General features: G+C 36.1%; 16 protein-coding genes. 5 read left to right on the top strand and 11 right to left on the bottom strand.

What is annotated here, in order from left to right:
* Positions 1–33 precede the first annotated feature (33 nt).
* From ABWO41_RS01425 to ABWO41_RS01410, 4 genes are all read right to left on the bottom strand, one after another.
* On the bottom strand, positions 34–3,192 hold the full coding sequence (locus ABWO41_RS01425) for an efflux RND transporter permease subunit (protein WP_353132319.1): 3,159 nt from the start codon (positions 3,190–3,192) through the stop codon (positions 34–36).
* A 99-nt stretch (positions 3,193–3,291) separates the two neighbouring features.
* Positions 3,292–4,356: an efflux RND transporter periplasmic adaptor subunit gene (locus ABWO41_RS01420; RefSeq protein ID WP_353132317.1), complete on the bottom strand. Its 1,065-nt coding sequence runs from the start codon at positions 4,354–4,356 to the stop codon at positions 3,292–3,294.
* A gap of 32 nt (positions 4,357–4,388) precedes the next feature.
* A complete protein-coding gene (locus ABWO41_RS01415) occupies positions 4,389–5,720 on the bottom strand; it encodes a TolC family protein (RefSeq protein ID WP_353132315.1) in 1,332 nt (443 codons plus the stop codon).
* Positions 5,721–5,754: 34 nt separating this feature from the next.
* Entirely contained in the window at positions 5,755–6,369 is a 615-nt protein-coding gene (locus ABWO41_RS01410) for a TetR/AcrR family transcriptional regulator (RefSeq protein WP_353132313.1), read from the bottom strand.
* Between the two features lie 214 nt (positions 6,370–6,583).
* Between ABWO41_RS01410 and murB the strand changes: the two genes are divergently transcribed.
* From murB to ABWO41_RS01395, 3 genes are all read left to right on the top strand, one after another.
* Positions 6,584–7,600, top strand: coding sequence for a UDP-N-acetylmuramate dehydrogenase (gene murB, locus ABWO41_RS01405; RefSeq protein WP_353132333.1), 1,017 nt, complete (start codon positions 6,584–6,586; stop codon positions 7,598–7,600).
* A 158-nt stretch (positions 7,601–7,758) separates the two neighbouring features.
* Positions 7,759–8,286: an RNA polymerase sigma factor gene (locus ABWO41_RS01400; RefSeq protein ID WP_353132311.1), complete on the top strand. Its 528-nt coding sequence runs from the start codon at positions 7,759–7,761 to the stop codon at positions 8,284–8,286.
* A gap of 44 nt (positions 8,287–8,330) precedes the next feature.
* On the top strand, positions 8,331–8,567 hold the full coding sequence (locus ABWO41_RS01395) for a cytochrome b5 domain-containing protein (protein ID WP_353132309.1): 237 nt from the start codon (positions 8,331–8,333) through the stop codon (positions 8,565–8,567).
* A 127-nt stretch (positions 8,568–8,694) separates the two neighbouring features.
* Here ABWO41_RS01395 and ABWO41_RS01390 read toward each other — a convergent pair whose 3' ends face one another.
* Positions 8,695–11,802 (bottom strand): AsmA family protein, encoded by a 3,108-nt coding sequence (locus tag ABWO41_RS01390; RefSeq protein ID WP_353132307.1) that lies wholly within the window; start codon positions 11,800–11,802, stop codon positions 8,695–8,697.
* A gap of 92 nt (positions 11,803–11,894) precedes the next feature.
* Positions 11,895–12,368 carry a 23S rRNA (pseudouridine(1915)-N(3))-methyltransferase RlmH gene (gene rlmH, locus ABWO41_RS01385; RefSeq protein ID WP_353132305.1) on the bottom strand — a complete coding sequence of 158 codons (474 nt, stop codon included), beginning with the start codon at positions 12,366–12,368 and terminating at the stop codon, positions 11,895–11,897.
* 93 nt (positions 12,369–12,461) lie between these two features.
* On the opposite strand from rlmH, the gene ABWO41_RS01380 reads away from it, so the two are divergent.
* Positions 12,462–14,270, top strand: coding sequence for a MutS-related protein (locus ABWO41_RS01380; protein WP_353132303.1), 1,809 nt, complete (start codon positions 12,462–12,464; stop codon positions 14,268–14,270).
* 35 nt (positions 14,271–14,305) lie between these two features.
* Here ABWO41_RS01380 and ABWO41_RS01375 read toward each other — a convergent pair whose 3' ends face one another.
* The 5 genes from ABWO41_RS01375 to ABWO41_RS01355 all read right to left on the bottom strand — a co-directional run bounded on the left by ABWO41_RS01375 (position 14,306) and on the right by ABWO41_RS01355 (position 21,486).
* Positions 14,306–15,619 carry a bile acid:sodium symporter family protein gene (locus ABWO41_RS01375; RefSeq protein WP_353132301.1) on the bottom strand — a complete coding sequence of 438 codons (1,314 nt, stop codon included), beginning with the start codon at positions 15,617–15,619 and terminating at the stop codon, positions 14,306–14,308.
* A 12-nt stretch (positions 15,620–15,631) separates the two neighbouring features.
* Complete coding sequence (locus ABWO41_RS01370) at positions 15,632–16,291, bottom strand: aspartate/glutamate racemase family protein (RefSeq protein ID WP_353132299.1); 660 nt, start codon at positions 16,289–16,291, stop codon at positions 15,632–15,634.
* Positions 16,292–16,306: 15 nt separating this feature from the next.
* Complete coding sequence (locus tag ABWO41_RS01365) at positions 16,307–17,683, bottom strand: four-carbon acid sugar kinase family protein (protein ID WP_353132297.1); 1,377 nt, start codon at positions 17,681–17,683, stop codon at positions 16,307–16,309.
* Positions 17,683–18,921 carry a ribulose-bisphosphate carboxylase large subunit family protein gene (locus ABWO41_RS01360; protein WP_353132295.1) on the bottom strand — a complete coding sequence of 413 codons (1,239 nt, stop codon included), beginning with the start codon at positions 18,919–18,921 and terminating at the stop codon, positions 17,683–17,685. The genes ABWO41_RS01365 and ABWO41_RS01360 overlap by 1 nt, the downstream gene beginning before the upstream one ends.
* 288 nt (positions 18,922–19,209) lie before the next feature.
* Positions 19,210–21,486 carry an aconitate hydratase gene (locus ABWO41_RS01355; RefSeq protein ID WP_353132293.1) on the bottom strand — a complete coding sequence of 759 codons (2,277 nt, stop codon included), beginning with the start codon at positions 21,484–21,486 and terminating at the stop codon, positions 19,210–19,212.
* Between the two features lie 303 nt (positions 21,487–21,789).
* On the opposite strand from ABWO41_RS01355, the gene ABWO41_RS01350 reads away from it, so the two are divergent.
* The gene (locus ABWO41_RS01350) at positions 21,790–23,562 is read left to right on the top strand and encodes an OmpA family protein (RefSeq protein ID WP_353132291.1); all 1,773 of its coding nucleotides are present in this window, start codon (positions 21,790–21,792) and stop codon (positions 23,560–23,562) included.
* The last annotated feature ends 235 nt before the right edge of the window (positions 23,563–23,797 follow it).

The following is a 23,797-nucleotide window of genomic DNA, read 5'->3' as shown; positions in this document are numbered from 1 at the left end:
CCCTTAAGGGGGCTGTCTATATATGTGAATTAATTAATATTCGTGAACTTCTACATGGTCATAATCTTCTTCCATCAATTCCTCGATAGTTTTTCCTTTTTTGTTGAATCCAAATTTTTCTAAAATATTATCAAAAATTTGATACATCACCGGCACAACCACCAAAGTTAAGAAAAGTGAACTTGTTAAACCTCCAATGATTACCCATGCTAATCCATTTTTCCAATCTGCACCAGCACCACTCGCTAATGCAATAGGTAACATACCAATCACCATGGCAATAGTAGTCATTAAAATTGGACGTAAACGAGCATGGTTAGCCAAAATTAAAGCTTCGTGGGTAGATTTTCCCTGTGCTTTCATATGATTAGTAAAGTCAACCAGGATAATAGCGTTTTTAGCTACGAGACCCATTAGCATGATGAAACCTAGAATAGTGAAAATACCCAAAGCGTTATTGGTTAAAGCCAATGCAAGCAAAGCCCCAATTAAAGCTAATGGCAAAGAGAACATAACCACAAATGGATAAACGAAGCTATCGTATAGTGCAACCATGATTAAGTAAACCAAAATTATAGCAGCTAACAATGCAATACCTAAAGTACCGAAACCTTCGCTTTGGTTTTCCTGGTCTCCAGCCCAGTAAAAGCTAATGCCGGCAGGTTTATGCATTTTGTCTATTGCAGCCTGGAAATCTGCCACAACAGAACCTGTTGGTCTACCCACGGTTTGGGCTTTTACAGTTACCGAGGTCGATTTATTTAAACGCTCTAACAAACTTGGTCCCGAACCCTCTTTAATATCGGCAAATTGCGAAAGTTTAATTTGCTGGCCAGCTGCATTTACAAAAATTAAGTTACGTACGTCATCTATATCTTTACGGTCAAAATCCTGATACTGAATATTGATGTCGTACTCATATTCGCCCTGGCGGAATTTACCATCGGTGTTACCCGCAAAAGCAGTTTGCATGGTTGCTCCTACAGTTTGTAGGTTTAATCCTAATGCAGACATCTTATCACGGTCTACTTTTACGTTAATCTCTGGTGTACCTTTTTCTACTGAAAGTTTAGTTTGTGTAGCCCCAGGAATTTTTGCCATGATGTCTTCAGCTTTTTCAGCGAAAGCTAATACGCTATCCAGGTCAGAACCTAAAACCACGAATTGAATAGGAGCTTCATCCGCAGTTCCGAGGATACCGATAGGAACAGTTTTTATTTTCGCGCCTATCAATACTTTTTCGAGCTCACGTGTGTAGGTGGTAGAGATAATATCCGAAGATACATCATTACGCTCTGGTTTATCTACCAGCTTCACGTTGATTTCAGATTTGTAAGCTGTAGCTGTGGTACCACCCATGCCTTCACTCGACTGTCCAACAGTAGTAATCATTTGAACAACTTCTTTTTTCTCACTCAGGAAGTTTTCAGCTTTTTGAGTATAAAGGTTCGTCTGTTCTAAAGACGCATCTTTTGGCATTTCTATTTGTAGTAAGAACTCTCCTTTATCAGATTTAGGAAAGAACTCGAAGCCAATATACCCGGCAACTAACAAGCCAAATGAGGCAAAGAAAAGCACTGCCATTGTAACTAATGTAATGGCTTTGTGTTTAAGTGTCCATTCTAATATTCTGGTAATCCATTTAGTGAATTTATGTAGTTGTTTTTCGAACCAAAGGATAAACTTGCCGAATAAACTTTTACCTTCGATACGTTCTAATTTACCGAAGCGCGAGAAAATCAATGGTACAATGGTAAATGAAGCTACCAATGATAGCAAGGTAGAAATAATTACCACCACACAGAACTGACGAAGAATGTTGGCCACCATACCTGTACTTATGGCAATCGGGAAAAATACCACGACAATCACAAAGGTGATAGAAACTACAGTAAAACCAATTTCACGTGTTCCGTCAATAGCTGCTCTGACTTTGTTTTTACCCATTTCCATATGACGCTGGATGTTTTCCAGAACCACAATCGCATCATCCACTAAAATACCTACTACTAAAGACAGACCTAGTAAAGACATCAGGTTTAAGGTGTAACCAAACATCGCAATACCAATGAAAGTAGCAATTAAGGATGCAGGAATAGAAACCATTACAATAACGGCATTCCGTAAGCTATGTAAGAAGAAAAGCATTACTACGGCTACCAATACAACTGCTAACATTAAATCGTGGATTACCGCATCAGCCGATTGCAGGGTATAATCAGAGCTGTCGTTTACAATTTTAATATCCAGATTAATATCTTTGTAGTCGTTTTTAAGTTTTTCAATAATTGCTTTGGTGCCTTCACTCACAGTTACTGCATTCGCATCACTTTGTTTGATAATTTGAATGGCTATAGAGTTTGCTCTATTAATACGAGCAATTTTTTCGGTCTCTTTTTGCGTATCCTGTACATCGGCAATATCGCCTAAGCGAATTTGAGAACCATCTTTGTTGGTAGTTACTACCAAATTACGCATTTCTTCTACGTTAGCGTATTTGCCAGATAAACGTACGAGAATATCCTGAGCTTTGGTTTTTACGCTTCCGGTAGGGAAGTCTAGATTTGATGCCAGTATTGCCTGTTGTACAGCAGGTACAGACAGACCGTAGCCTTGTAATTTTTTAGCATCTAAAGCTACTTTAATTTCACGTTCAGAGCCACCAATCAGGTTTACTTGTGCCACACCAGATACGCGGGATATGATGGGTGCAATACGTTTGTCCATCAGGTCGTAGAACGAAATATCGTCCATATTCCCCGAAGCGGACATCGTAATTACAGGGAAATCATCTAATGAGAATTTACTCAATGACGGTTGTTTTACGTCGTCTGGTAAATTGGCCAGAATAGCATTTACTTTCCGTTGAGCATCATTTAAGGCTACGTCTATTTGTGCCTTATCGGTAAGTGTAATAATTACTACCGATAACCCCTCGTAAGAGTTGGCATTAATTTTCTTGATGTTTTCCATCGAAGAAACCGCATCCTCAATTTTTTTGGTAACAGTACTCTCTACCTCATTCGGTGAAGCACCGGGGTAAATAGTTGAGATAGATACTACATTTGGAGAGAACTTAGGTAAAAGCTCATATCCCAACGAGAAATAACTCAGTAAGCCCAGCAAGGTTAATGCGGTAAATACCACAATTACCAGCGAAGGTCTTTTTATGGATATGTCAGTAATTTTCATTTTCTTTTGTTTTGCGTAATTAGTATCGAGATTTAAGTATCAGGTATTAAGATGTATTGATTTAGCCTTTAAACTTATAACCTTCAACTTTAACTCTCTTTATTTGATAACTGCTACAGGAGTACCTTCGGTCAGGTTAATCTGTCCGCTTGTAATTACTGTTTCTCCTTCTTTCAGACCATCTAAAATTTCTACATTTTCTCCCAAAATACGTCCGGAAACTACTTTACGTGTTTCGGCAATATTCTTCTCTTTATTTAAAATATAAACTTCGTTACTGCTAACACTTCCAATGAAAGAAGTACGAGGAATCAAGATTGCAGGAGCTTGTTTTGGAAATTTGAATATCGCAGTACCATACATTCCAGCTTTCAAGCTGTTTTTAACATTGTTAGTTACTTCAATCTCAATAGGGAAGTTTAAAGTTTCATCAGCTTTTGCCGCAATAAAAGTTACTTTACCAGAAAACTTATCATTAGGGAAAACTGAAGACATGATTTGAACTGCGTCTCCAATTTGTAAGTTAGCCACCTGATTTTCATTAACGTTTACCTTTAATTTCAATTTGGAAACATCAACCAATTCGAATAATTGAGTTCCCGGAGCTACAACAGCACCGACTTCAATCATTTTTTTGTTAACTATACCGTTAATAGAAGATCTGATATTCGCGTCATTTAATTTCTTTTGTTGCTGTTGCAAACGAAGTTTGGCATTTTGTGCATTTAAACGAGCTTGATCTAGCTGCTGTTGAGTTACTCCGCCAGTTGCAAAAGAACTTTCGTAACGTTGCAAATCTCTAACTGCATTTTGGTAAGTCGCTTCAGCAGTTTCTCTGTCTGTGTCTAAGATTTCAGCATCAATTCTGGCCAAAATAGTTCCTTTGCTTACACGGCTTCCTTCTTCAACATAAATCTTGCTTACACGGCCAGAGTTCTCAGCGCTGAAGTTTAATTCCTGGTTTGGAGCGAAAGTTCCGTTTGCGCTAAAATCTAAGTCTATTTCCTTGCGTTCAACATTAGCCGCTTTAACAGCAACTGCACCACTACCTTTTGCAATAAAATCTGTCGTTTCCTGGGCTTTCTTTTTGTTGTTGTTCAATACATAGGCAATAGCAGCCAGCACTGCAATTACTACAACAATTATGGTTATTGTTCTTTTCATTTTTCTGTTATTATATTCTTCAATATTTGGGTTTATTCTGCTAAGGTTTTAATGTCACCTTTAGATTTGATTAGCTGTATCTCTGCGATTTTGTAGTTTAATAATGCTTGTGTATAGCTGTTTTGTGCCTGTGTTAAAGCATTTTCTGTATCTAGTAAATCAGTTAATGAGGCCAATCCGTTGTTGTAATTGTTTTGTGTACTTAAATAGATTTCGTTGGCTAACTCTGCATTTTTCTTTTGTGAATTAATAGTGTTAATACTATTCCTCAACTGAATTTTGGCATTCTCGTAAGCCATGTTTAATGCGTTGGTCGTTTCTAAACGATCTGCTTCATATTGCTTAATTTCAACATCGGCTTGTCTTACTTTAGACCGAGTTAAGAAACCGTTAAAAATTGGAATACGTAAGGTTAAACCTATGGCTGATGCATCAAAACCAATAGCATTAGGGTTAGACGTTAAAAAGTCGAAACCATTAGACTGACTGTTGTAATTGTAATTAGCATTTAGCGAAAGGTTTGGATAATACTCAGAAATATAGGCTTTGCGTTGTAAGCTTAACAAATTCTTCTGTACATCCATTAACTTCATTTCGGTTCTTGCCGATAGATTTACGGTATCGGCCAAAATTGGGTTTTGATTAACTTCGGTAAGCTCAGAAGAAGGCAGCGTAATTGGAGTGTTTATAGGCATACCCATCGCAAACTTTAACTGATTTTCCAGCATCGTAATAGCGTTAGCAACCTCGGCTCTTTGCGTGTTTAAATTGGTTAAGTTAACATTGATACGGTCAACATCAATTTTTTTAGCCAGACCATTTTTATATTGATTAGCAATAATTTTTTCGACCACTTTTACATTCTTAATGTTGGTGTCTATTACATTTAATTGCTGCCTGTTTACCAATACCTGATAGTAATTGTTAGCTACCTGTTCAATTACCTGTTCTTGAGTAAGTTGTGCATTCAGTCTGTAATAAGCTTCACTGGATTTTGCAGCTTGCAAACCCGTAAATACTTGTTGGTTAAATAGCTGTTGCGACAACTGTACACCAGCAACAGAATTCCACGCTTGTCCCATTTTAAAGGATTGGGTTTGGCCGCCAATATCTGCTACTAATTGACCAATGATCGCATTGTAAGTTAGGCCGGCATTACCGGTAATCTGAGGTAATGCCTGCGATCTCACTTCCTGAGTTTTGAATTTTCCTTTGTCTATCTCAAGAACTGCTTTTTTAGCAGCAGTGTTGTTATCCAAAGCATATTTTAACGCGTCTTTAAGCGTTAATTGTGTTGGTTGAGCGTATATGCTGGTGAAAGAGCATATAGTCAGCAGTGTTATAAAAAATCTAATTGATTTCATTTTGCATTATTAATATAGTATAGGGGTTCTGTTGTTAATTTTTTATTCCGTAATAGACAAGGTTAATAACATCTTTTATACTGTCTCTTATAGAATTGATAACCTCTTTGCTAAGTTCAAGAGAGTTGGGGCCTGTACAGAAATGTAATCTGTTTACTCCAATTCCCATAAAGATATCATTCAGTATGGTGGCAGTTTTTTCTGCATCTATTTCTTTTAATTCACCTTTTTCTATCCTTATATCTAAGAAATTCTCTATAATGATATTCTCCTTTTCTCTAATCTTATCTCTCAATTCCAGAAATCTTTTGTCCTTATAGAAATAATCTATCTGTAAATCCTGAATTTTCATCATATGAAACTGCTCTGCAAAAGCCAAACGAGCATCTATCATATTCATGAGGCCCTCTGGAACAGATTCGGCATTTTCTAAAGATTTCTGCTGTTTATCTAATTGCTCAGACATAATGCTTACTGCAACTTCAAGAAATAAAGAGTTTTTATCAGGAAAATAGTAATATAACGAGGCCTTAGAGATGTTCAAATCATCGGCAATATCATTCATAGTGGTTTTCTCTATACCAAAATGAGAGAACCTCTTTAATGCTACTTCGATAATTTTTTCTTTTTTACCGTCTTGTTCCGTCATGACATTAACTTTTTAACCTTCTGACTTTTTTAATTGAATGGTCAAAAATACGACAAATTATTTGTATTAATATTAAATTCTAACATTTGATTTTGCTATGACAAAGACTTAGACGGAAGAAACTGTTTAAATGTTACACCAATAAATCTTCTCTCTACCAATAAATTGTACGATCTTAATTTTAAATTTGCCGTTGGATAACACAACACATATCATGCTAAATATTCTGGAAAACATTTCTCTTGAAAAATATAATTCTTTTGGTATCAGGGTAAAAGCGAAATTTTTTGTGGAAATAAATCAAAAGGAAGATCTGGTCGAATTGTTTGCTGATGAAAGATGGAAAAATTTCCCCAGGTTAATTCTGGGTGGAGGAAGCAATATTCTCTTTACGGAAGATTATGACGGGTTAATTATTAAAATGAATATTAAGTTTGTGGAAGCCGAAGTTATAGGAGAACAAGTTTTGGTGAAAGCGGGAGCTGGAATGGTTTGGAATGACCTGGTTAAATTTTGTGTAGAAAATGGTTATGCCGGGCTGGAAAATCTTAGTCTTATTCCTGGCTCTGTCGGCGCTTCCCCAATTCAGAATATTGGGGCTTATGGAGTAGAAGTTAAAGATGTGTTTGAAACTTGTGAAGCTTTTGAAATTGAAACCAGAAATTTTAAAATATTTTCTAAGACGGACTGTCATTTCGGGTATAGAGAGAGTGTGTTTAAGCAAGAGTTCAAAAATAAATACATTGTCTGTTCTGTTACTTATGTTTTGTCTTTAAGTCCTAATATCAATACATCTTATGGTGCAATTAGTACAGAATTGCAAAGCAGAGGTATTTCTAATCCAGGTATTAAAGATATTTCGGATGTTGTATCCAGTATCAGGGTTTCTAAATTGCCTGATCCAACTACAATTGGTAATGCGGGATCTTTCTTTAAAAATCCAATTGTTTCAAAGGAAACGGCAGATGATTTAGTCGCAAAGCACCCTGATTTAGTAAACTATCAGGTAGATGAGCATTATGTTAAATTAGCCGCTGGCTGGTTGATTGAGCAGTGTGGCTGGAAGGGCAAAGTAGCAGGTAATACTGGTACCTGGAAAAACCAGGCTTTAGTATTGGTAAACCATGGTGGGGCCACTGGAAAAGAGATTTATGACTTTTCTGATGTGATTATTAATGACGTTTACAAAAAATTTGGAGTGTTTTTAGAACGGGAAGTGAACGTTATTTAATACATATTTCTTTGTTGTTTTCATTAAATGAAACATTAATGCTTTTGGCTTATGTTTTGTAATACATAAATAGAGAAAATTTTTTTGGATTAAACTCGCTTTTTTGGAGTGATTATTTCTAAATAATATATCTATTTATCTACTAAAACATAAACAAAATGACAAGAATTGAATTTAACACCCTTGTAATGCATCAAGCAACTTCCCTAAGAATGCATGCGCTTCATTTTACACACGATTCTGATGATGCAAACGACTTGGTTCAGGATACCATGTTAAAGGCAATCACTTATTACAATAAATTTAAAGAGGGAACCAACTTAAAAGGATGGTTATATACCATCATGAAAAATACCTTTATTAATAATTATCGCCGTTTTGTTAAGATTAACTCTTTTGTAACCATGACAGATGAGATTTCATCAGCTCAACTGGCTTTTTCTTCTACTGTAAATAAAGGAGAGCCTAAATTTGTGATGGAAGATGTTAAGAAGGCATTAGGTAAATTACAGGATGATTATTATGTTCCATTTATTATGCACTTCGAAGGATACAAATACCACGAAATTGCAGAACATCTGCAAATTCCGATTGGAACAGTAAAAACCAGAATTCACGTTGCCCGTAAAATCCTTAAAAAAGATCTAAAAGCTTACGATTATACGATTAGAGAGACGGCTGCGTAATTGGTAAATCTTCATTTTTTTATCAATTTCGCAATTGATTAATTATGGAAGATTATCCGGTTTACAATAAATTTCAGCTTGCTTTAAGAAATGGCAATGATAAACCCCAGATTTGGGTTGCTTTTAAAGGAAATATTTATGATGTAAGTGAGAGCAGGTTATGGAGAAATGGAAAGCACTATGAGCATTGGGCCGGTCAGGATCTCACAGAGGAACTTAAAGACGCACCACATACCCATAAAGTATTTGAAAAATTTAAAATCGTTGGATATTTAAAATAAAGGAGGGAAATCAGATTTGATTTCCCTCCTTTATTTTTAAAGTACGAATGTTAATTATTTAGATGCCATTCTTTTAGTACAAGCGGATATTTACCGCTAAATTAAGAACACATCCCAGATGCATAAGCTAGTCCTCGTCTATTTCCAGATTATCTTCTTTAGATTGTCGGCCCAACTTAATTATTGGGTTTTCCTGATTACCTGTAACCTTTATTGGGATACCAACAATGCCTAAAGGAGGTAGCCCTAATCTGAAACCAATATTCAATCTACCATCAAGTCCAACCTGACCTTCAAATCGGGGTCTGAAACCGGCGATTTTCATCTTTGTACGTTCGATGGTCATAATATTATTCGCAATCCTGGATTTTATCTGGACTTTATTCACAGAAGCATCTTTTAGGTCATTATTTGAAGTTTTAGCCGCTATATTGTTCATCAGTTTAAATCCCTTAAACTGGATTTTATCCAGGCTTAATGTTCCTTCCCCTTTTAAGGTATTCATTACCGGATACATGTTTTCATCCAGTGTTCCGGAAAGAATGTAATCTAAAGACACAATTCCGTAAGCACTTTTTGCAGAAGAAGCCATCTCCCGGAATAAAGCAATCTCTTTGTAGGCTTTCTGTATGTCGAAGCTATCTGCTTTAATATTATATGTGAAATTTGCTTTTTTTGGAGAAACGGGAGTGTAACTGGCATTCATATTCACCTTTGTTCCAATTAAGTCAAAACCAGTATCTTTCATCTCCACATTACCGGCTTTTGTAACTACATTTCCCTTAAAGTTCTTCAAAACCAGATCGTCATATTTTATTTGAGCAATTTTTGCATTGAAGTCTATATCTAATTCTTTAGGAACCAATATTACTCCATTTGAACCAGAACCTGAAGAACTGCTCGCAGTAGTAGAATTATCGGCATAAGCCATAAACTCATTGGCATTGATATACTGGCTGCTTAGATCAAATTTACCAGTTAATAGACTATTCGGCTTCATGATATAATTAATCACATTGCTTAAATGACCGTTGACAGTGAATTTGCTAGCTCCATAAGTGCCATTAAATGTTTTAAATAGCATTTTTTCTCTAAAAAATGCAAACCGGCCGGTGTTTATAAAGAAGTCTTTAGGAAATAAATCTGTATTGATTTTAATATTATCTATCTCCAGAGAACCAAAATTTTTGAGTTTACTAAAGTTTCCGGCAACGGCATCACTTTGTAAACCTTGCAGATTGAGGTTGGCTCTGATAAAACCATTTACATCATAACCGTCAATAGCAAAAATCTTATAAATTGCACCCAAATCTATATCACCTTTGGAAATGATTTTATAGTTGAGATTATCGAAATTTTGCAGGTTTGCCTTAAGTTCGAAAGGTTTGTTCGCAATAGAGAATGTGATAGGAAGAACATCGACTTTCAAATCTTTAAAAGAACCTTTACTGCTGGAAACCTGTGTGATTACAGAAATATTTTCCAGTGGAATAGGGTAGGTAAGAGATTTTATATATCCGTTCGTAATGGAAAGTCTCGTGTTTGTAACCGGAACGATTCTTTTTGCCGGAAGATAATTTCCATTTGCAACAGCATCTATATGGAACATCCCTTTAATGATAACGCTGTCTACAGGATAGAATTTGGAAATGTCAGCCAGGTCAAATTGGCCTTTCAATTTTCCATTAACCGGAAATTCTTTAAAATTATCTATTTTAATAAACCCCTTAATGTAGTTACTGAGAACATTGAGATTTAGATCTGTTAAATCGATGCGGATATTTTGCAAAAGACTGTCTTTGGTAGAGCTTGAAAGTTTAAATCCAATATTTTCTACAGCCTGAGGTAAACTGGTAAATTTGAAATAACCATTTTTCAATTCGGACTTTAAATTAAAAACAGGAATACTGGTAATTACAGTATCTATTTGTCTGACGCCAGATTTTACAATTCCTTTAGCGTATTTTCCGTCTGCAGTTGCATCTAAAAGGAATTTGCCTTTAAAATCGTAAGTCTCTAATCCCACAGCATGATCAAGTTGTTCCAGGTCTATTTCCGATTTAATTCTGGCGGATATTGCAGATGGTTCTAACCCGTTTACTTTAAGCGTACTTTGGAAATAACCTTTTCCCAAATTGAAATCCAGTTTGCCCATATTTAAAACTACTTTGGAAGGATCTGTATTTGGAAGAGAAACCGCCAGGTCCAGTGCTAGATTTTCTATTGGAGTCGCAAAATCCTGATAAGCAATTCTGCCATCTTTAATCTTTATTTGAAGGTTAGCATCGGGCATTTTGTTCTCTTCTGCAATATACTGGCCCTTTAAAGATAGATTGATGTCACTTAATCCGCTGATTTTGGTTCTATCTGCCCATTCCAGATAACCCGGAGGTAAAACAGATAGTAAGTGTTCCAGTTTGCTTTGCTGACTGATAACATCGAAATCCAAATCATAGCCATTATTGATGAAGGCAAATTTTCCGGTAAATGTAAGCGGTAGCTTGTTTATTTTTAATTCATTTTTCTCGAAAACAAAACTCAATGAATTGGTATTAATCTGTGTTAATAGTTTGGCATCTATGTTTTTATTCGTCAGATATGCCTCACCGTCATAATTAAATGTGAGAGAATCTATCTGAGCAGATGTAGCCAGAGCAAATACAGCATCAGATAATTTACCTTTTCCGGTATAATTAAATCCTTTGGCATCTATGAGGACTGGTAAAGATCTGTCGTTGTACACCAGGTGTGTATTCTTAATCTTTATTAATTCTATACGCAAAGAGGTTTCGGAACTTTCTTCTTCCGGAGTTTCCTTCTTTGTAGAATCAGATTTAAAAATATTGTAATTAGCGATACCTGAGCTGTCTGTTTGTACGTTGATAAAACCATCTTCTATATAAAACTTATTGATGGCCAACGTTTCTCCAAAGACAGATGCCAGATTTATCCCCAACGAAATTTCTTTGGCTTTTAACAACGTTTCGTTTTTAAAAGGAGCCGATCCTTTTAAATCTACATCGTGTACATTAACCGTTAAATAGGGGAAGTGGCTAAAGAAAGAAAGGCCAATACTGCTAAATTTTACTTCGGCATCCAGGTTCTCGTTCGCCCACGCAGAAATTTTATTGTCGATGGTTTTTGAAAAAAGTAAAGGAAAAGCTGCGAGTATAGCTACAATAATAGCTATGCCTACGAAAATCCGTTTAGTTATTTTGATAAAAGTTTCTTTCACTCTGTTTTAAATAAAGATGCAAAAGAACGACTTTACCGTTAATAATTAAGAAGATACCTGCAAAATTTAAGAAATTGACTTTTGTTAGATGATTATTCGTGATGATAAGGTTCGCCTCTTAAAATAGTAAAGGCTCTATAGATCTGCTCTGTGAAAAATAACCTGACCATTTGATGTGAAAAGGTCATTTTAGATAAAGAAATCTTATCATTTGCTCTTTGATATATAGACTGATCAAAACCATATGGGCCTCCAATAACAAAAACAATGTGCTGTGTGGCGGCAATCATTTTTTTATTGAGAAAATCTGAAAATTGAACAGAAGTATAAGTACTTCCCTTTTCATCAAGAAGTATAATAAAATCTGTGTTGCTGAAATTTTTTTGCAGCAATTCAGCTTCCTTACTTTTCTGTTGCTCTTCGCTTAAGTTTTTTGTGTTTTTTAATTCTGGTAATTCTTTAAGCTCAAATTTGATATAGTGTTTAAGTCGTTTTACATATTTATCTATACCTTCCAATAAATATTTATCTTCTGTTTTTCCAACCGTAAGCAAGGTAATCTTCATAATATAAATCAGGTATTGATACAAGTTTGTAAAATTAAAAAAAGAAAATTGTAAATATTAGTAATATCTTTCGGTTCAGAGAGTCCTATAAATATGAATACAGATAGAGAAATCATAGATAGTTACATAAAGCAAGCGGAAGTATTACAGCAAGAGATAAATCTATTGAAGAGTAAAGTAGATAGATATTCTATTGCCAGATTAATTGTTTTTGCTGCTACCATTTTGATTATTTACCTGTTTTTTTCTTATGGTTTTACAGCTGTTGTACTTTCTTTTTTACTGGCGGCGATTTGTTTTTTATGGCTAATTAAAAGGCAGGTTATTGCACAAAATGAGTTAAGCTTTAAAAGGGTGAAATATCAATTGTTAAATAACGAAGTACAAGCTCTAAGCAGTTTTAACAATATTTATGATAACGGAAATGATTTTGAAAGTGCTAAACACCCTTATACAGATGATTTAGATATTTTTGGAACGAATTCGCTTTATGCTTATATCAACAGAGCGGCAAGTTCTAAAGCTAAATTGTTTTTGGCCAATTTGCTTAAACATGCCACCACTAAAGAGAATATTGAACTAAGGCAAGAGGCAATAATAGAATTGGCCTCAATACCTGAAGAAACTCTGGATTATAGAACTCGTTTGTTCCCTTTGGACAATAAGGAACTAGATAAGGTTTCCGATTTTTTTAATCATAATTTAAGTGATTCGCTTCATTTTCTGGAATCTAAAAGTTTGCAGATCTATTTGAAGGCAGTTCCTTTTATTTCTTTAGGTTTATTAATTGTTTCTGTTAGTTTAGGTGGACTTTGGGGGAATTTTTTAGGTCTGTTTTTATTGGCAAACACCGGAATTTATTTTAAGTATAAAAGTAGAATAGATGCTGTTCATGAACGAATAGGAAAAGCTTCTGAGATACTGAATAACTATTCTATTAATTTGGAGTGGATAGAGAAGTATAAATGGAAATCTAAATTACTTCAGGATAAGCAAGAAGAACTACGGAACGAAATTCCAGTTTATACACAAATTTCCCTTTTAAATAAGATTATCGTCAATCTGAATTACCGATTTAATATTGTTGTAGCCATTTTTCTGAATTTGCTTTTTCAATGGGATTTAAAGCAAGTTTTGAAATTATTACATTGGAATAAAAACTATAATAAAAATATCTTAAAGGGGTTTAATGTAGTGTCTGAACTTGAAGTCTACATTAGCCTAAGTACATTGGATCTCAACCATCCGAAATGGGTTTATCCCGAAATTTCTAATGATTTTTGCTTGGAAACTATAGCAATTGGGCACCCATTAATTCCAAGAGTAGTGAGAGTTGATAATGATTTTTCCTTACGGAATAAACCAACCTCTGACGTAATCACAGGGTCTAACATGGCTGGAAAATCAACATTTCTAAGAACAGTGGGAGTGAATATGGTTTTGGCTTTTCTGGGAGCCAAAGTAAGTGCCGCACATTTAAAAACTTCTATCTTTAACTTATATACTTTCATGCGGATTAAAGACTCTTTGGCAGAAAGTACTTCTACCTTTAAAGCAGAAATAGATCGGTTGAAAATGATTCTGGAGGAAACCCAAAATAATGACGATGCTTTTATTCTAATTGACGAAATGTTAAGAGGAACAAACAGCAAGGACAAATATTTGGGTTCGAAAGCTTTCATTGAACGAATGATTGAGCAGAAAACACCTGGTTTTATAGCGACCCATGATTTGCAAATTGCAGATTTAGAAGATGAATATCCATCATCGGTTAGGAATTACCATTTTGATATTTCAGTACAAGAAGGCGAAATGTTCTTTGACTATAAAATTAAAGAAGGACCTTGTAAGACTTTCAATGCAGCAATACTTCTGGAAAAAATAGGGTTGACTATAAAATAAAAATGAGCCCTGAAAGGCTCATTTTTATTTTATAGTCAGTTTGAAGAAGCTACTTCCAAATTTTCTTTTTCTGTTTTCAGGCTTTCTTTCTCTGCCCGCCTTTTCCAATAATTGGCCAGAATGGAGCCTGAAATGTTCATCCATGGACTAAAGATAGCTGCAGCTAAACCAACAGTGCCTAGTTTGCCCATTGTTCCTGCTAAGCCCGTAGCCATTCCTCCATTTTGCAAACCAACTTCAAAAGCCAAGGTTCTTGCATCGGGTTTGCTTAATCCGAGCAATCGACTGAATAGATATCCGAAGAAATAACCTGCACTATTATGGATGACTGCCGATATAAATAATAGAAAGCCAACTTGCAATAAATTGTCTCTACCAGCCGCAGTTGTTACGGTCGTAAAATAAATAATCCCTGCCATAGATAAATAAGGCATAAAATCATCCAGTTTAACAATCCTCCTGGAAAGTTTATGATAGAGTGCACCAACAATAATAGCGCCTGCTAAGAAGTTGATTATTTCTAAACTTTCTAAAACTTCAGGAGAATTCCAGCTAATAAAACTGCTCCATAATAAAGAAGCTGCAATTAGCCATATTACAGAAATACAAGTTGCAATATTTACTTTTTTTACCTGAGTAATAGTTGCCGTTTTAAGAAAATCATGAATCAATGCAGCACTCAATGGAACAATTACAATTTTTATAATTTCCATCATCATGTTAATGAATTTCACTTCTATTAAGGTGCCCGCTAATATTTTCATTAAAAATGGGGTCATAATAGGAGCAAATATGGTAGTAATAGCAGTTACTGTTACAGAAAGAACCAGGTTTCCTTTAGCAATATAAGTCATTACATTAGATGCCAGCCCACTGGAGCAACAGCCTATCAGAATAATTCCAGCTGCAATTTCCATTTCGAAATGAAAGATCTTGGTTAATAAAAGCCCCATCAAAGGCATCACTGTAAAATGGCTCATTAAACCTACAGCAATGCCTTTCCCCGTTTTGCTTATTCCGGTGAAATCTTTAATACTCATTTTCATCCCCATACCGAACATAACCATTTGGATGATCAGTAAGATGAGCCATTTATTTCGGAGATCTATTGAACCTATTTGAAGAAAGGCATCCGGATAAGTCATTCCGCAAACCACGGCTGTAATAATCCATGCGGTGTATTGGTATCCTTTCAAAGTTTTAATAGCCCCAATGCCAATACTTAATGCTATAGCACTGCCTATAGCCGCAGATTTCCAGATTTCCGTATCATCTGTAAGAATTCCGAAAATTAGAGTCAACAATGCCAAAGATCCAATACTTAATGCAAGCTTTCTTAATTTTTCCATGATGCTAATATTTTAAATAATAGAAGCCAGGTATTGTATAGCGGTGGCTGGACTTGATAAAATAGGTGTCTTTTTGTGTTCTTCCGGCAAAGCATCCACTACCCTCGCCATGGAAGCCTGAGCCAGTAAGATCACGTCTACTTCCTGACTTAACTTAATCAACGCATCGCCTACCATTTTATCATGTAGTTCTGCATTGCCATTCATTAGGGCATCAAAAGCACCTTCGCATAAGATAGATTTTAACTCGATTTCTTTGTTGGCTATTTGTGCTCTTCTGCTTACTAAATCTGAGGTCGGGTCTAGAGTAGTGGAAAGAGTGGCTATTACACCAATTTTTTTACCGGTTTTAATGGCTAAATCTGCCATCGCTAAATCTACTCTAATGACGGGGACATTGCTTAATGGGGCGGCAGCTTCAACAGCTCTGCCAATGGAAGAGCAGGTAACTAAAATATAATCTGCTCCCGCAAGTTCTGCAGAAGCAATTTGGTTTACTACCCGTTTCGCTGTTGTAGGAGTTAATTTTTGATTAGCAATAACATCTTTAATTAAGCTATCGTCAACCATATTAAATGTATTTACCTCGGGCAAATACTCTTTGCAAAGATTTTGAAAAATGGGAACTAAGGTGGCAGAAGTATGTACAAGTCCTAATGTTTTCTGTTTCATGTTATCTTGGTTAGTTTAAATTCCTTGTTGTAATCTTGAGAAATAATCTGGGGCACCAACCTGGCCACCCTTAAAATTGATTTCTAAATTGTTTATAGCTTTATGTTTTGAATAGGTTTTGCACAGTGGAGCGCCGGGAACAATCGAATGAATCATTTCTAAAGCCTCAATTTCCAGTTTTTTTGCGATATATCCAGAGGTGTCTCCGCCAGCAATGACAAGTCTTATTTTGCCAAATTGTTCGATAATCTCTCTGGAAATTTGACCCAGGGCATTCCCATAAAATTCCGATGTTTTGAATGTTGTACTTCGCTCGGCAATTAGTCTGTTTGTTTCCTGTATTCTAATATCATTTGAACCTCTGGCCGTATGGATAATTACATCATATCCTTCTTTAAGATAGGCAATAGCCTCATAGCTGTATAATCGTAATCTATTTTCTTTATCTTCAACGACTAGTAATTCTGATGTGTTGATAGAAATCTCTTTAAATCCGTGTTTTAAAGCGTAGCTAATTTGTTTTTCGGTAACTGGTGAACAGCTTCCGGATAATATAAGTGTTTGCTTTGGGCCGATGTTGTTCACATTTACATTCTGCTGCGTGAACTTATTTTTCGACTTCCAAAAGCTGCTTAAAGCATATTCGATTCCAGATGAACCGACAGAAAACAGCTGATTACTCTTTTCTGTTTCACGATGAAGTATTTCGCCAACCTTTTGTAAGTGATGTTGATTAATGCCGTCAAATAGAATAATTGGATGATACTTAACTTCTCTATCTATCTTTTCGTCAATTTCGGTTTGTGTTAATTCTAAGTCCAGAACATCAACCAATCCGGTGCTTAAATTTGTCTGCTTAGATAAGTGCAATCTTAGATCAGACTCTTCACTTGGAGTGCTTGGGTGTTTACTCATCGATGGATGTCTGTCTAGCCTATAAATAACTCCTTCTTTGCTGGTTCCTAATCTGGCAAACAGGTTCCCAAAAGCACAATATCTACCTAGTTGAGGGGCCGCTACCAGAAGTGGTACAAAGCGTTGTTGATTAAAAACCTGTAAACCTAATTCTATAGCTTTACCTATAGAACCTATATTGGGGGCCGAATCAAAAGTAGAGCAAACTTTATAATGAACTTGCTTAGCGCCACTGAACTTTATTGCCTTAAATACAGCTGTCAGATCTCTTTCCATTTCAACTGGATTTAAAGCACGACTAGTGCCTGCAATACCAAAAGCCTGAAGACCATTAAATGAACGGATAGTCTTCTCATCAGGGATATTGATGAACAGTACAGTTTTCAATCCGGCATTGCTTAAAACTTCCAATGCATCGGTAGATCCTGTAAAATCATCACCGTAATAGGCTAAGGCTAAACCTGGATTTATACTCATTACTTTGCAAATTTTTCGACAGATTTTCCAAATTCAGGATAAATCTGCGCCATTTCGGCGATATTCAGACCTTTAACAGCCCCTTCCCATGCTTGTTGCAGTGCAATGACACCACCGGTTGGGCCATCAGGATGTGCCAGAATTCCGCCACCGGCCATATATAACAAATCTGTTGTCTGCGTTCTTCTATAAGTTTCCGGAGCTTGCCCACCCCATTGGCCAGAAGATAGGACAGGTAGAATTGAATATCCTCCCAATAATGGCTTTTGGCAAGATTTAATAGATTTTACTACAGAATCATCTGTCTCCCAGAACTTGTTTTGAATTCCATTCACATGTATTTGATCGGCTCCAGCTAGACGCCATATCTTTTGATAAGCCGGGAATTCTATTCCTAGTAAAGGATGTCTGTTAAGCATTCCCCAACCGTTTCTGTGTGCGTGTATAGAAAGTTGGCCCCTGTCGAATATTTTCTTTGCAGCGGAAAGCCCAACACTATTGATACTCAACATGGCGGCTGTTCCTCCTGAATCTACAATCTTATCGTAATGGCGGTGCATGTTGTCAATTTCATCGCTGATGTTGAATGCATACATCACTTTTTTTCCGGTTTTATCTGCATATCTGTTGATGATATCCATGATAGCATCAACACGATTTTCAAATTTTGAATTTGCAGAAGAGACCAGTAATTCATCGTCCTTAATGAAGTCTATTCCGGCTTCTATTAAAGTTTTGACCAGACTGGCTGTTTGTTCCGGTGACAAACCCACACTTGGTTTAATGATAGTGCCAATTAAAGGCCTGTCATAAACACCTGTTAGTTTTCTAGTACCTTCTACACCAAATGAAGGGCCTTTGAAATGTTGTTTAAAAGATTCTGGTACCTCTAAATCCATCAATTTCAATCCGGTAAATTGAGTGATTTCATATAAATTTCCTTGTAATGTGGATACCATAGCGGGAAGGTTATATCCGAAATTCTCTATAGACCAGGAAATTTCTACATTCGCCCGTGTATATTGACCTTTTCCCATCAGACCGGGAATGGCAGGCTCACTCACAGAGTCTAATATTTCTATACGTTCAACTTTAGCGGCGAATCGTTCTTTCAGTTCATCAGTTTCTCCCGGAACAGATACAAATGTTCCGGATGATTGTTCTCCTGCCAATACTGCTGCTGCTTTTTCAACTGCAACAGGTGTTTCTATATAATACGTAGCGTATATTCTTTCCATGAATTAATAAGATTTCTCTGGTTTATATGTGTAGATTTCTCATCTGCTAAATGAAAATTACACAAGAAAAATTTCACAAAAAAGCCTTTGACAATATGATACAAGTATTGGGAAATATGCTATAATTGGGCTTAAGTGGTAAGGGAGAAACTCTAGGGAAGGGAAAATAGATGTTTTGTGTCTGCTTACATAAGGAGTGATTTTTTATAAAATATCACTTGAAACTGAATATATAGAAAACAAAAAAGCAGGCTATTTAGCCTGCTTCTTTGTTTATAATTTGAAAAATTAAGCTTTTCCTGCCGCCGCATTTCTACGAATAATGTTTAATGCACCGCCAGCTTTGAACCATTCAATTTGTTGTTCGTTATAGCTATGGTTAACTAAGATTTCCTCTTTGGAGCCGTCTTTGTGATTTAATACCACAGTTAGAGGTGTGTTCGGAGCAAAGCTTGTTAATCCAATGATATCGATAGTGTCATCTTCTAAGATCTTATCGTAATCTTCTTTATTGGCAAAAGTTAAACCTAACATACCTTGTTTTTTCAAGTTAGTTTCGTGGATACGAGCGAAAGATTTAACTAATACAGCTCTAACGCCTAAATGACGAGGCTCCATTGCTGCATGCTCTCTGGAAGAACCTTCTCCGTAGTTTTCATCACCAACTACAACCGAACCTATACCCGCTGCTTTGTAAGCTCTTTGTGTAGAAGGGACAGGACCATATTCACCTGTTAATTGGTTTTTAACGTTATCTGTTTTTTCATTAAAGAAGTTAACAGCACCAATCAACATATTATTGGAAATGTTATCTAAGTGACCACGGAATTTCAACCATGGGCCAGCCATAGAAATATGGTCAGTAGTACATTTTCCTTTAGCTTTGATTAATAATTTCAAACCTTTAAGATCTGTGCCTTCCCATGCAGCAAAAGGGTCTAATAGTTGCAGACGGTGAGAAGCTGGAGAAACAATAACTTCTACGCCGCTTCCGTCTTCTGCTGGTGCCTGATAACCTGCATCTTCAACTGCGAAGCCTTTAGTTGGCAGTTCGTCACCAACAGGAGCATCTAATTTAACCTGCTCTCCGTTTGTATTGGTTAAAGTGTCTGTAAGCGGATTGAAATCTAAACGACCTGAAATTGCGATAGCAGCAACCATTTCAGGAGATGCTACGAAAGCAAATGTATTTGGGTTACCGTCTGCTCTTTTCGCAAAGTTTCTGTTAAAAGAGTGAACGATGGTGTTTTTTTCTTGTTTTTCTGCACCAACACGATCCCACATACCAATACAAGGACCACAGGCATTAGTGAAGATAGTTGCATTTAAATCCTCGAAAGTTTTTAATAAACCATCTCTGTTGGCTGTATAGCGAACCTGCTCAGAACCCGGGTTGATACCAAACTCTGCTTTTGTAACCAGGCCTTTGTCTACCGCTTGTTTTGCAATAGAAGCTGCTCTGGATAAATCTTCGTAAGAAGAGTTTGTACAAGAACCAATTAATCCCCATTCTACAGATAAAGGCCATCCATTTTTCTCAGCCTCTTGTTTCATTTGAGAAACCGGAGTAGCTAAATCTGGTGTAAAAGGACCATTTAAATGAGGTTCTAAAGTAGATAAATCAATTTCTATAACCTGATCAAAGTACTGCTCTGGGTTTGCATAAACTTCTGGATCTGCAGTTAAGTGTTCTTTAATTGCATTCGCAGCATCAGCAACGTCATTTCTATTAGTAGATCTTAAATAACGTTCCATGGACTCATCATAACCAAATGTAGAAGTTGTAGCACCAATTTCAGCACCCATATTACAGATGGTGCCTTTACCAGTACAAGACATAGAAGTAGCGCCTTCACCAAAGTATTCCACTATACAACCTGTACCACCTTTTACAGTTAAGATACCGGCAACTTTTAAGATTACATCTTTAGGAGCTGTCCAACCGTTTAATTTGCCTGTTAATTTAACACCAATTAGTTTAGGGAATTTTAGTTCCCATGGTAAACCTGCCATGACGTCACAAGCATCAGCACCACCAACACCAATTGCTAACATACCTAAGCCGCCAGCATTTACAGTGTGAGAGTCGGTACCAATCATCATCCCTCCAGGGAAAGCGTAATTTTCTAAAACAACCTGGTGGATAATACCTGCACCTGGTTTCCAGAAGCCAATACCATATTTATTAGAAACAGAACCTAAGAAATCAAAAACCTCTTTACTTTCTGTTGTCGCTCTTTGTAAATCGGCTTCTGCACCAACTTTAGCTTGAATTAAGTGGTCGCAGTGTACTGTAGAGGGAACAGCAACTTTAGCTCTTCCCGCTTGCATAAATTGCAATAAAGCCATTTGGGCAGTAGCATCTTGCATCGCAACACGATCCGGTGCGAAATCTACATAAGATGTGCCACGAGTATAAGTTTCAGTTGCTTCACCTTGCCACAAGTGAGCATATAATATTTTTTCTGAAAGTGTAAGAGGTTTGTTTACCAAATTTCTTGCAGCCTCAATACGGCTTGGGAAGTTAGCGTAAACCCTCTTAATCATGTCTATATCAAATGCCATGTTATTGAGTATTATTAATTTATGTATATTTCTATTATTCCGCGAATTTAATAAAAAATGAAAGCCAAATTTCTATAATAATGTAAACAAAAGTTATTTAGAAGCATTCTATTTAACAGCGTAAATGAGGTTAGGAGATGTTCTTTGCATCATAAAGAACAAAGAATACGGATAAAGGAATACAAGTCTTTTTGAGAATGAAAATTTCAATTAATGTGCCTACTATTAATAAACTAATAGAGGGTAACAATTTTATCCTTTTGCTGATATCAACATATAAACAAATTTAGGAAGGAGAGTTATATGAAAAAGATATGGTTGATATTAGTTATTCAGTTGATAACAAATATTGTATTCGGACAAAATACTGAGGTAAAGGAAAGAGGTCAATGGCAAGGTATAGTTTTTGGTGGAGTGGCAATGCCAATGGGAAGCTATAAGAGCAATCTTAGTATGGCGAAGAACGGACCTTTGGTTGGTCTGGCTGTAGATAAATATTTTAAAGGAAATAGATTTGGTATTGGTGTAGACTTAAGAGCTTTTCAAAATAATATAGGATATAATCCGGATACACTGCATTTCGCAAATGGATTTATTGCACCTACTTTCGTTAATGAAAAAAGATATCGTCATTTTGCGGCCACTTTGGGACCCAGCTATAAAGCATCTGTTTCAAAATTAGATATCGAAGCTTTTATAAGAGGAGGTGTGCTTTTTCAGGAATTCCCTGAATATTATTCTGATCTTACAGTTAATAACTTAACTTATTTGAGGCTTGAGAATACCAATAACCCCAGAAATAATGCAAAAGCCTGGGTAGGATTGGGAGGCTTGAGATTCTCTTATAAATTGAGCTCTTCTATTGCTGTATTCTTACAGGGAGATTACCTGAATACTTTTGGTTCCAGTTTCAGAAAGGATTCGGGGGAATTCCATTATCGCAAATATGAACCGTTAAAGCCCATAGATCCAACAGATGTTATAGTAATAAATCAGGGACGACCGGTTGATATTTACAACTACTTCCAGGACGTTCCGCAAGATTATAAAAATCATACTCAGACATTAAATGTAACCGCGGGTATTAAGTTTATTTTAGGACGTTCAAAAGAACCTGTTAAACAGCCAGAACCTGCGAAAACAGTTGCTCCGGTACCACAGTTTAAAGATATAGTCGTTGTAGTAAAAGACAAACAAACAGGGATAGCGCTAAGCGGAGTTATAGTTAATATTAAAAATGGTTCCGAGACTTATACTTCGGTAACCAATGCAAATGGCGAGGCAGAGCGACTTAAAGACGTTAAAAGAGGAACTTACGAAATATCTGGCATTAAAAACGCGATTGCCGCAGAAAATGCCAAAATTACAGATACCGATTTTAACCAGACCGGAAATACCATTTATCGGGAAATCCTCCACGATGACCCCAGATTTACGTTAATTGGAGAAACGATACATATCAAAGATGGTTCTAAATTAGCGGGTATCAATACTGTTTTAACAAAAACAGAAGTGAATACTAATATGAACCAAACTTCAGATGCAGAAGGAAAGTTTATCTACCAGTTAGAGCAACAGTCTGATTATACGATTGTGGCCAATCAATCCGGACGGTTTTCACAAACCGAATCAGTAACTACAAAAGGCTTAAACCGGAGTCAAACGCTATATGTTACCTTGAAATTGGGAATAGATGATATTGAATCAGGAAAAACATTCGTTTTGAAGAATATAAACTATGATTTTGATAAATCAGATATAAGACCAGACGCAGCTAGAATTTTAGATAATCTGGTGAATATTTTAAAACAGAATCCATCATTAAGAATAGAGCTTTCTTCGCATACAGATAGTAGAGGAAGTGATATCTATAATCTTAGACTATCTCAGAGAAGAGCAGAATCTGCTGTTAAATATCTGGTAAATAAAGGCATTGATAAGTCTAGATTAGTAGCCAAAGGCTTTGGTGAGAACAGATTATTGAATAAATGCGCCAATGGGGTAGATTGTACAGATGCAGAACATGAAGCAAACAGGAGGACAGAAGTGAAGGTGTTAAAGTATAGTGCAGAATAGATTGATATAAGCAAAAAAAGAAAAACTCTAAAGCGTGTTTAGTAAACACCCCGGCATAAAATTACGGGGTGTTTTTTTGTTATATGATGTAGAAAATGAAGAAATTCTGTAATACTGTGCAAAGTTGCACAGTATTACACAAAGTTTGTGCTTGAGGCAAAAAGGAGAAGTTCTTACATTTATAAGAAAATGTAAACCTATAAAAATAAGCTCCTTATGAAAAATATATTACTTT

It is taken from the genome of Pseudopedobacter sp., assembly GCF_040392825.1.
Lineage (GTDB): Bacteria > Bacteroidota > Bacteroidia > Sphingobacteriales > Sphingobacteriaceae > Pseudopedobacter.
The sequence above is the reverse complement of the archived record's forward strand: the minus strand, read 5'-3'. Positions and strand labels throughout refer to the sequence as shown.

Bases quoted from the DNA above. Each gene is read 5' to 3' on its own strand.
- ABWO41_RS01425 (WP_353132319.1), bottom strand. From the start codon at position 3,192: ATGAAAATTACTGACATATCCATAAAAAGACCTTCGCTGGTAATTGTG.
- ABWO41_RS01420 (WP_353132317.1), bottom strand. From the start codon at position 4,356: ATGAAAAGAACAATAACCATAATTGTTGTAGTAATTGCAGTGCTGGCT.
- ABWO41_RS01415 (WP_353132315.1), bottom strand. From the start codon at position 5,720: ATGAAATCAATTAGATTTTTTATAACACTGCTGACTATATGCTCTTTC.
- ABWO41_RS01410 (WP_353132313.1), bottom strand. From the start codon at position 6,369: ATGACGGAACAAGACGGTAAAAAAGAAAAAATTATCGAAGTAGCATTA.
- murB (WP_353132333.1), top strand. From the start codon at position 6,584: ATGCTAAATATTCTGGAAAACATTTCTCTTGAAAAATATAATTCTTTT.
- ABWO41_RS01400 (WP_353132311.1), top strand. From the start codon at position 7,759: ATGACAAGAATTGAATTTAACACCCTTGTAATGCATCAAGCAACTTCC.
- ABWO41_RS01395 (WP_353132309.1), top strand. From the start codon at position 8,331: ATGGAAGATTATCCGGTTTACAATAAATTTCAGCTTGCTTTAAGAAAT.
- rlmH (WP_353132305.1), bottom strand. From the start codon at position 12,368: ATGAAGATTACCTTGCTTACGGTTGGAAAAACAGAAGATAAATATTTA.
- ABWO41_RS01380 (WP_353132303.1), top strand. From the start codon at position 12,462: ATGAATACAGATAGAGAAATCATAGATAGTTACATAAAGCAAGCGGAA.
- ABWO41_RS01375 (WP_353132301.1), bottom strand. From the start codon at position 15,619: ATGGAAAAATTAAGAAAGCTTGCATTAAGTATTGGATCTTTGGCATTG.
- ABWO41_RS01370 (WP_353132299.1), bottom strand. From the start codon at position 16,291: ATGAAACAGAAAACATTAGGACTTGTACATACTTCTGCCACCTTAGTT.
- ABWO41_RS01365 (WP_353132297.1), bottom strand. From the start codon at position 17,683: ATGAGTATAAATCCAGGTTTAGCCTTAGCCTATTACGGTGATGATTTT.
- ABWO41_RS01360 (WP_353132295.1), bottom strand. From the start codon at position 18,921: ATGGAAAGAATATACGCTACGTATTATATAGAAACACCTGTTGCAGTT.
- ABWO41_RS01355 (WP_353132293.1), bottom strand. From the start codon at position 21,486: ATGGCATTTGATATAGACATGATTAAGAGGGTTTACGCTAACTTCCCA.
- ABWO41_RS01350 (WP_353132291.1), top strand. From the start codon at position 21,790: ATGAAAAAGATATGGTTGATATTAGTTATTCAGTTGATAACAAATATT.